Annotated in this window: 11 protein-coding genes and 1 tRNA gene; 3 read left to right on the top strand and 9 right to left on the bottom strand. The window is 34.9% G+C overall.

The features are described 5' to 3' along the window. Nucleotides 1–364: 364 nt before the first annotated feature. Both C6H17_RS12170 and C6H17_RS06455 read left to right on the top strand, forming a co-directional pair. On the top strand, nt 365–517 hold the full coding sequence (locus C6H17_RS12170; protein WP_005217119.1) for a hypothetical protein: 153 nt from the start codon (nt 365–367) through the stop codon (nt 515–517). Between the two features lie 243 nt (nt 518–760). Next, entirely contained in the window at nt 761–1,120 is a 360-nt protein-coding gene (locus C6H17_RS06455) for a hypothetical protein (protein ID WP_233714100.1), read from the top strand. Nucleotides 1,121–1,391: 271 nt separating this feature from the next. On the opposite strand, the gene C6H17_RS06450 is transcribed toward C6H17_RS06455, so the two are convergent. Next, nucleotides 1,392–2,168, bottom strand: coding sequence for a TIGR02757 family protein (locus C6H17_RS06450; RefSeq protein ID WP_020995506.1), 777 nt, complete (start codon nt 2,166–2,168; stop codon nt 1,392–1,394). Nucleotides 2,169–2,266: 98 nt separating this feature from the next. Between C6H17_RS06450 and C6H17_RS06445 the strand changes: the two genes are divergently transcribed. Continuing rightward, nucleotides 2,267–2,341 (top strand) — tRNA-Asn (locus tag C6H17_RS06445). Nucleotides 2,342–2,565: 224 nt separating this feature from the next. Here C6H17_RS06445 and rpmA read toward each other — a convergent pair. The 8 genes from rpmA to C6H17_RS06405 form a co-directional block, all read right to left on the bottom strand. Continuing rightward, entirely contained in the window at nt 2,566–2,826 is a 261-nt protein-coding gene (gene rpmA, locus C6H17_RS06440) for a 50S ribosomal protein L27 (RefSeq protein ID WP_004085775.1), read from the bottom strand. 10 nt (nt 2,827–2,836) lie between these two features. Further along, nucleotides 2,837–3,148: a 50S ribosomal protein L21 gene (gene rplU, locus C6H17_RS06435; protein ID WP_004085776.1), complete on the bottom strand. Its 312-nt coding sequence runs from the start codon at nt 3,146–3,148 to the stop codon at nt 2,837–2,839. Nucleotides 3,149–3,269: 121 nt separating this feature from the next. Further along, nucleotides 3,270–4,280: a beta-ketoacyl-ACP synthase III gene (locus C6H17_RS06430; RefSeq protein WP_004085777.1), complete on the bottom strand. Its 1,011-nt coding sequence runs from the start codon at nt 4,278–4,280 to the stop codon at nt 3,270–3,272. 103 nt (nt 4,281–4,383) lie between these two features. Then, nucleotides 4,384–5,388 (bottom strand): phosphate acyltransferase PlsX, encoded by a 1,005-nt coding sequence (gene plsX / locus C6H17_RS06425; RefSeq protein WP_005217104.1) that lies wholly within the window; start codon nt 5,386–5,388, stop codon nt 4,384–4,386. A gap of 6 nt (nt 5,389–5,394) precedes the next feature. Next, nucleotides 5,395–5,544 carry a 50S ribosomal protein L32 gene (gene rpmF / locus C6H17_RS06420; RefSeq protein ID WP_004085779.1) on the bottom strand — a complete coding sequence of 50 codons (150 nt, stop codon included), beginning with the start codon at nt 5,542–5,544 and terminating at the stop codon, nt 5,395–5,397. A gap of 3 nt (nt 5,545–5,547) precedes the next feature. Further along, entirely contained in the window at nt 5,548–5,892 is a 345-nt protein-coding gene (locus C6H17_RS06415; RefSeq protein ID WP_051355093.1) for a hypothetical protein, read from the bottom strand. Between the two features lie 76 nt (nt 5,893–5,968). Then, complete coding sequence (ndk, locus tag C6H17_RS06410) at nt 5,969–6,382, bottom strand: nucleoside-diphosphate kinase (protein WP_005217096.1); 414 nt, start codon at nt 6,380–6,382, stop codon at nt 5,969–5,971. A gap of 184 nt (nt 6,383–6,566) precedes the next feature. Then, complete coding sequence (locus C6H17_RS06405) at nt 6,567–8,213, bottom strand: bifunctional indole-3-glycerol phosphate synthase/phosphoribosylanthranilate isomerase (RefSeq protein ID WP_005217094.1); 1,647 nt, start codon at nt 8,211–8,213, stop codon at nt 6,567–6,569. Nucleotides 8,214–8,339 lie beyond the last annotated feature (126 nt).

The raw sequence follows: 8,339 nt of genomic DNA, 5'->3' as shown, positions 1-8,339 counted from the left end.
TACACCTACATTTAAGGTATAAGAGTTGTATTATTTATTCTATGAAGTTGGCACAAGACATAAAGACAGAGGCACAAGCGATAAAAATAAATTGTATATCGAAAACAATACACTACAAGGAAAATCCGCACACAATATAAATAGGCACTATGTCGTAACTCAAATACATAGAAACTTATCTTACAAAAAGGATTAAAATGAAAAAATAGCATTTTGCTTTTGGTAAGGAGCATATATGGCAATGGTATAGGGTAGATTGCGCATATAAGCAGAATATAGAATCATTATTTGAACATTGTAGTCCTTTAGAACAAAAATTTATAGAAGAGGCAAAAAAGAATACGATGGGAATAATTGGACAGAATTGCAAAAATGGGTTGGTTGTAGCACTCCACAAAGAGTGATTATAAAGACTAAGGATATACAAGAAGCCCATGAGGCTTCTATTCAATATATGGGTAAAGAATGGCTGTTTAAGAAACTTCCGCTACAAAACTTTAAAAAAGACATAGGATGATAACTCTTGTGTCAAACTTGTATGGAAAGGCAATACATATTTGGAAATATACTATGGTTTTGATATGAAAACTCAATGTGATTATGTGTATTTTTTCGATATGGGTAATGACAACATTGCTATCGTAAAAGGGTAGTGATGTTGCTTGTAAAAGAAACTTGTCATAACCCAAATTAGAAAGAATATACAACGAAAACAATGGTTTTACTCTGTATCTACCTATGTGGGTTATATGCAAATAATTTGGATATAGTAGATTCTAAAGGTAGGAGTTTTTGGGACAAAAGATTTGTTATGTATGACACAAATACATCATTGATGATAAAAACTTGTGAGAACAAAGAATGGTTTGAGGAGCAGGGATTGCAATTTGATAGAGAAAGTAGGAGTATAATAGCTTATACCCCTATGGAACGCATAGTTTTGGAAATACAAGATTCTACAGATAATATAATACTTCAGGGAAATAAATTTATTTTTCTGTTTGCTGATGTTATGAAATATAATCCTAAAGATAAATATGGTTTGGAGTTTTTAGACGATAATTTAATTCAATGGTGTATGTTTGGGAAGTGCGAAAAATATGTGCTATGTCCGAAATAATGATAATAAACAAAGTAACATAAAAACACTTAATCAAGGCGGTATCTCAAAAATACTACGGGGAGATAGACAAAGACACGGGGTAAACATAATATCCCCTATCTATACCGATAAAGATTGCACAAATACAATAGAATCCACTACGCAGAGAGAGCTATGGCGATAATGGCGAGATAGATGTGGCTAAAAAAGATACAAGATTCTTTCAAAACTTAGAATCTTTAAAGCAAGAATATAAAGAAGTTTTAGATTCTATGCACTATAAATTAGATTAAAACACAATATCCAAACCTAATTGTCCAATACGATACAAAGCAAAGTCATACTTTATTGGGTCTTTAGAATCAAAGGATTTTAGTGTATGCGTGATTTCTTTTACTGCCTTTAGATTATAAGATTTAGTTTTACAAAGTCCAAGTTGCTTTGAGATCTTAAAAGTATGAGTATCAAGAGGTAAAAGCAAATGCGATGTATCTACTTCGTGCCATAGCCCAAAGTCAAGGTTATCCTTGCGGATTAGCCATCGTAAAAACATATTGTATCGTTTGCGTGTGGATTGCATATTGCAGGGGTTACCAAATAAAAATTGCAATCCATAACTCTGAATCTTGTGTGCGTTTATATAGTCATTTGCTAGTTTTTCAATACGATTGATGGCATGTAAAATATCAAAATGTTTTGTATAAGATTCTAAAAATAGCGATTTAATACCGCCTTTTTTAATAAAATCAGCAATGATGAGAAAACAATTTTTAGTATCTTCTCGTGTTTGGAATCTGTAATATGGAAACAAATCTAGTGGCATATCTTTTATAGAATCTGCGTCAATCAAGCAAGAAAAGGGCGTATAAGAGAGATTTTTTACAATCATTTGTGCGTTACCATAGGCATATAAAGCACAGATCAAGCACAATTCATCAAAATATATAAAATCTCTATGTTTGTGGGCTATTTGCAATGGGTCTGGGTGTGAATGCAGGTATATTTGTGCGTTAAAAAGAGAGTATTGTGCGTCTAGGAATTGTTTTAGTTTCCTGTTATATTGCATAAAATTCCTTATCATTACTAGAATCTATAAAATTTTATCATTAAGTCTTGACTATTAATAAAATTTTCTATATAATTATATCTTTATTTTTACTTCATTCCGGATTAGCTCAGCGGTAGAGTAGGTGGCTGTTAACCACTTGGTCGCAGGTTCGAATCCTGCATCCGGAGCCATTCATTATCCCCTTTTTTGACTTCAAATTTATTTGTTACAATTTTCTATGATATTAAATCAAGATAAAATTTGTTATACACTATACTTTACATCTAAGCACGATCTTATTGCCATTACAAACAATATTGAAATATTCATTATTAATAAAAAGACTGACGAATCTAAAGTCTAAAAAGAGCGACATTAAAACATGTCGCAAATATTTGAAAGAGCTAATTATATATTAGCTGTTAGAGGGGATAACAGAAACTTTTTTTCTGTATTTATCTTTTTGTTGGAAACTCACAATACCATCAATAAGCGCATAAAGCGTATGGTCTTTGCCCATGCCGACATTATTTCCTGCATGCACCTTTGTGCCTCTTTGTCGCACGATAATATTCCCTGCTCTTACAAATTGAGAACCAAATTTTTTAACACCCAACCTTCTTCCTGCAGAATCTCTATTATTCTGCGTACTACCCTGACCTTTCTTGTGTGCCATCTAACATTCCTTACTTAATGATATTTGTTACTTTTACGCGTGTAAAGTCTCGTCTAAAACCTCGTTTTGTTTTGCTGTCTTTACGCCTTCTTTTCTTAAAGGTAATAACCTTTTTGCCTCTACCTTCATTAATAACCTCTAATTCCACTTTTGCATTTGCAATAAATGGATTCCCTACGACCAAATCCTCACCATTTACGATAGCAAGGACTTCACTAATTTCTAGCTTTGACTTTGGCTCAAGGCTCAATTTATCAAGCAGAAGTATATCTCCCACTTGTGCCTTGTATTGCTTGCCTCCGTTCTTAAATATAACTTGCATAGCTATCCTTTAAAAAATGTAAAGCCGCTATTATACTATCATTTTCTAATTTTTACCTTAAAAAACACAAAAAAATGACACAATCATAGAATCTTTATTGCACAGAAACTCACAAAAGAATCTATGCAAAATCAGCATACACTAACGCACTTCCCCATGTGAAACCAGAGCCAAAGGCATCAAGCAATAATAAATCTCTGTGCTTAAACTTACCACTTGTATAAGCATCATCAAGTGCCATAGGAATGCTTGCTGCAGAAGTGTTGCCATATTTTTGCACGGTGAGAATAATTTTTTCATCAGGTAAATTCAGCGTATTCGCAACTGATTGTATAATGCGTAAATTCGCTTGATGTGGCACGAAATAATCTAGGTCTAATGCGCTCATATTATTGTGTGCTAAAATATCTTGTGCGTCCTTTGCGATTGTCCTTACTGCTACCTTAAATACTTCATTGCCTTTCATTTTTAAGACTTGATTTTTACTCTCTTCTTCATCTATGCTAAACATGCTTAGAGCTTCGTTTTGTGTGAAAGTATTGAATCTTTTTGGAGTGCAAAGCAGGTGTGAAAACTGCCCATCAGAAGAAATGTGAATATCTTTAATGCCGACTTTATCCCCTCTCCCAACGACACAAGCCCCAGCCCCATCACCAAATAAAACGCAGGTTGTTCTATCGGTAAAATCAAGCACAGCGCTCGTCTTTTCAGCACCTATTATAAGGACATTTTTATACATTCCGCTTTCTACATATCCTTTGGCTGCAGATAAGGCATACACAAAACCCGTGCAAGCTGCAGTTATATCAAATGCAGGGACATCAGCAATGCCAAGCTTTGTAGCGATAATACAAGCGGTTGAGGGCATGGCAAAAAAGTCTGGATTAATGGTCGCACAAAGGATTAAATCAATATCTTTTAGACTAAGATTTGCTCTCTTAATAGCAATCTTAGCAGCTTCCACGCCTAAATCACTACTCATCTGTTCTTTATCTGCAAAATAGCGTGTTTTTATCCCTGTGCGTTGTGTAATCCACTCATCATTAGTATCTAAGAATTGCGTAAAAAAATCATTCGGGACACAATTGCTAGGGACATAAGAGGCGATAGACTTGATAGAGGCATAGAACATATCTTCTTCCTTAAAAACACTTGTAACGATACATATTGAAGCAAAAAATGAAATGCTTACAACACAATGGGCTTTAAAACAATAGCCATTATATTATCACTTTTTATCGTTGCATAGACTGAAATGCTTCTGCAATTTTATCACATATTTTTGAATCACACGCTTCAATAGCCTGATAAATTGCACATTCCATAGCCCTAGCATTACTCTTGCCATGACTAATAATTACAGGCTTTTTAATGCCAAGCAGGGGAGCACCGCCATATTCTGCATAATCAATCTTTGTTTTCAACGCTTTGAATGCTGACTTTGCAAAAAGATAGCCTAAAGAACTCATAAAAGACTTTTTAATCTCAGCCTTTAATATCGTGCTAATAGAGCTTGCGACACCCTCACTTGCTTTTAGCACAAGATTCCCCATAAAGCCATCACACACGATAACATCAACAGAGCCATTGAATATGTCTGATCCTTCAACATTGCCTTTGAAAAAGTTATATTCTCTCAATAATTGAAAGGTTTGCTTTGTGAGTTCATTGCCTTTAGAATCCTCCTCGCCATTTGATAAGAGTCCAACGCTAGGTGTTTCATAGTGCAAAACATGTTTTGCGTAATGAAAGCCCATTAATGCAAAATCGACAAGATATTCAGGCTTACAATCTGTATTTGCACCTGCATCAAGTATAATGCTGCATCGATTCTCTATCGTTGGCATACAAGTGCATATAGCGGGACGAGAAACGCCTTTTATCCGCCCAATTTGCAAGGTGGCTAAACTCATTGTAGCACCACTATGTCCTGCGCTGACACATGCGACTGCTTCATCATTCTTTACAAGCCCAATGGCATGATATATAGAAGTGGTTGTGCGTTTATTTGCATCGCTTGCTTTCTCTTCCATACGCACATAGTCATCAGTATGCAATAACTCAATGCGTTGCAATATATCACTCGAGAGATTCTTAGAATCTAAAGAAGTTTTTAGCAACGCAGTATCGCCTACTAAATATGCCTTAAAATTTCTATTTTGCAATGCTTGCAACAAACCACACACGACAGGCTCAACGCCATTGTCAGCACCCATTGCATCTAATGCAATCTGTAACATAATGCCCTAACTATAAGATTGTGTAAATTTATTAATATGGTGCGGTAGTTTCCAGCTACCATCTTTATCTTTTACCGGTGTCGCTAGTCTTACTTTGTAGTGCGTTCTTCTCTTTGCCGCTCTAGTTTTACTCACTCTTCGCTTAGGAACAGCCATGACTTACTCCTTAATATTATAATCTAATCGTATAGATTCTATCTCGCTCGCTAAAACAAAATCAAAATCTATGAAACCATCAAAAAACTCAATCACATCAAGCGAATTGATGACTTTTGATTGGCTTTGTGCCTCCCAGATTCCATCTGAAAAATACAAAACCAACGATTCATCAATTTCAGCATTAAACTCATTTCCACTCAAAGAGCAAATAAGCTGCAAATTCCCCTTAATATTACCACGAAATACCGCAAGTTTAGAATCTTGCCGCATAATCTCGCCTTGCAATTCTATATGTTCGTTTTCAAATATAACTTCACTTTGCTTTTTATCAAGTATTAAATGGATTTGCTTTGGCTTTTCTGTGATTTTTCTAAACTCAATCCGCACAAAAACCGCCTATTTGCCAATATGCTACAATACCTTATAGTATCTTACTTTTTGCGAAGAAAAAGGCTATCTCAATAGCTGCATTTTCTTTAGAATCGCTCCCATGCACTGCATTTGCATCAATGCTATCTGCAAAATCAGCGCGTATAGTCCCGGGTGCTGCTTCTTTAGGATTTGTAGCACCCATAAGCTCTCTATTTTTCGCAATCGCATTATCTCCCTCTAACACCATAACAACCACAGGACCACTTATCATAAACTCCACAAGATCATTATAAAAAGGGCGGTCTTTATGCACCGCATAAAACTCTTTTGCTTCGCATTTGCTTAACTGCACTTTTTTTGCTGCCGCAATACGCAAGCCATTGTCCTCAAATCTTGTGATAATCTTACCGATAACATTCTTTTTCACCGCATCTGGTTTAATAATAGATAGTGTTTGTTCCATAATTTCCCTTTAATTCACAAATATTCATCAGTCATCACTAGACTGATAAAAATTAAAAGTATGTATTCTACCCTAAAAAATGTTAAAAATCAAGATATGCCGATGATAGACACTTCTTTTTATGGAAACATTATCTAGTTATAGATTCTTAAAGACAATAACACAACTTTACTTTTTGTAAAACTTAAAATAGACTATCTAACAGATCAAAAAATTCCTTTAAAGATGGAATACTTTTTTTGCCTTTTTGGCTTTCAAAACCAGAACATATATCAAGCAACATAGGTTTGAGTGTGAGTATAGTCTGTAAATTTTTAGCAGAGATTCCACCTGCTAACCATAAGTTCCCCTGCAAAGTTTTGTGTTTTGCTAGAAAATCTTGTATAGCCACAATATCTATATCACACCCACTACCCGCACTACTATCCCATAAGGCAAAATGTGTTTGCAATCCTTTTTCTACATGCAATAGTTCCTTATAGTTGATAGATGGATAAAAGGGTAAAAGCCCTGCATTTAATCTCGCATAAAGTGTATGCAGGGGATATGGTCCATAAAAAGATTCAATATCTTTTACAATCTCACTTTCAATGCAAAATGATATAGGCATATCATGCAGTTGCAAGCAGTCAATAAGTCCTTCTTCTAAATATTTTACACCGACCTCAACACACTCATCCGTAACCACACCGACCCTTAAAGGTATAGAATCTTTATGTGTGTTAAACGCTTTTTGTGCTTCTTGTAGAAACTTTCTATCCACATAACGCATACTCTCTGGCGTTAGGATAAAGCCTAGCATATCAGCGTATTTCACACTCTCTTTTAAAAACTCTAAATCATTAATACCGCATACTTTAATGAGTGGTTTATAGCACTCTTTTTGCATTGAGTGATTTTTTGTATAGAATCTTTGTAGTAAAGTAGAAAATATAGCCTTATTTGCACCGATACTGAATGCTTGTTTGAATCCGTGTATGATGCTATGATGCGGTGTATGTTTAGAATCTACATGATAAGACAAATCTAAATCCCCACTAGATTCTAAAAAAGCTTCTTTTTTATCAAGCTGCTCTACTAAAAAACTGCCGCATAAAATCCCTTGAAATCCACCACTCCCAGCCATAAAGCTATCATACTCTGATTGTATGCCAGATTCAAAGATAATGGGTATATGCTTTGGAATCTGTGCGCGTAATTTCATCGCCTCCATTTTATTGATTTGAAAGGTTTTGAGATTCCGCGTATTAATGCCTACAATAGCTTTTTGAAGATTTAAGTCCTTAATCAGATTGTATTCAGCAAGTGTGTGAATCTCTATTAATGGCGTGAGATTATAGGCTAAGAGTTCATCATATATAGCACAAAAAGATTCCATATCATCAACAAAAAGTGCCACTATAAGCAGCACCATATCCGCCCCAAAGAGATAGCTAACCCTTGCTTCATCTTTATGTAAAATGAAATCTTTACGCAAGATACAAGCCTGTGGAAATGCCCTTTTAATCGCATATAAATCCTGCAAACTTCCTTGAAAGTAGTCTTCCTCACAAAGCACAGAAATTGCATTTGCCCCTTGATTTATATATATCTGTGCAAGTTTTGTTGGCTCTGTGATGGTGCTGATATGTCCTTTTGTAGGGCTTTTTCGCTTCACTTCAGCAATGACAAATGGGGCAGATTTATCATTAAGCAAAGTGGGGCAAATCAGTGGAAACTCCCTTTTTTGCGGTAAATCATATCCAAGCGATATGCCCTTTTCCTGCATTTTTCTCTTTTTTGTTTCGCATATTTGAGTGAGAATCTCAATGCCATTAATTTGTGGTTGCATGTAATCCTTTGCATGTATAATAGAAATCTTGAAACAAAATTTTACACAAACTTCGTTTGTAAATACAACTAATACTATATATTTTATTCACACAAATCACAATTAAAAGTATTTTGTTATAATCTT

It is taken from the genome of Helicobacter rappini (assembly GCF_900198625.1).
Lineage (GTDB): Bacteria > Campylobacterota > Campylobacteria > Campylobacterales > Helicobacteraceae > Helicobacter_A > Helicobacter_A rappini.
This window is presented reverse-complemented; position numbering and strand designations above follow the sequence as displayed.

What these genes read in the sequence shown, in the direction of transcription:
- C6H17_RS06450 (WP_020995506.1), bottom strand. Translation starts at nt 2,168, where the DNA reads ATGCAATATAACAGGAAACTAAAACAATTCCTAGACGCACAATACTCT.
- rpmA (WP_004085775.1), bottom strand. Translation starts at nt 2,826, where the DNA reads ATGGCACACAAGAAAGGTCAGGGTAGTACGCAGAATAATAGAGATTCT.
- rplU (WP_004085776.1), bottom strand. Translation starts at nt 3,148, where the DNA reads ATGCAAGTTATATTTAAGAACGGAGGCAAGCAATACAAGGCACAAGTG.
- C6H17_RS06430 (WP_004085777.1), bottom strand. Translation starts at nt 4,280, where the DNA reads ATGTTCTATGCCTCTATCAAGTCTATCGCCTCTTATGTCCCTAGCAAT.
- plsX (WP_005217104.1), bottom strand. Translation starts at nt 5,388, where the DNA reads ATGTTACAGATTGCATTAGATGCAATGGGTGCTGACAATGGCGTTGAG.
- rpmF (WP_004085779.1), bottom strand. Translation starts at nt 5,544, where the DNA reads ATGGCTGTTCCTAAGCGAAGAGTGAGTAAAACTAGAGCGGCAAAGAGA.
- ndk (WP_005217096.1), bottom strand. Translation starts at nt 6,382, where the DNA reads ATGGAACAAACACTATCTATTATTAAACCAGATGCGGTGAAAAAGAAT.
- C6H17_RS06405 (WP_005217094.1), bottom strand. Translation starts at nt 8,213, where the DNA reads ATGCAACCACAAATTAATGGCATTGAGATTCTCACTCAAATATGCGAA.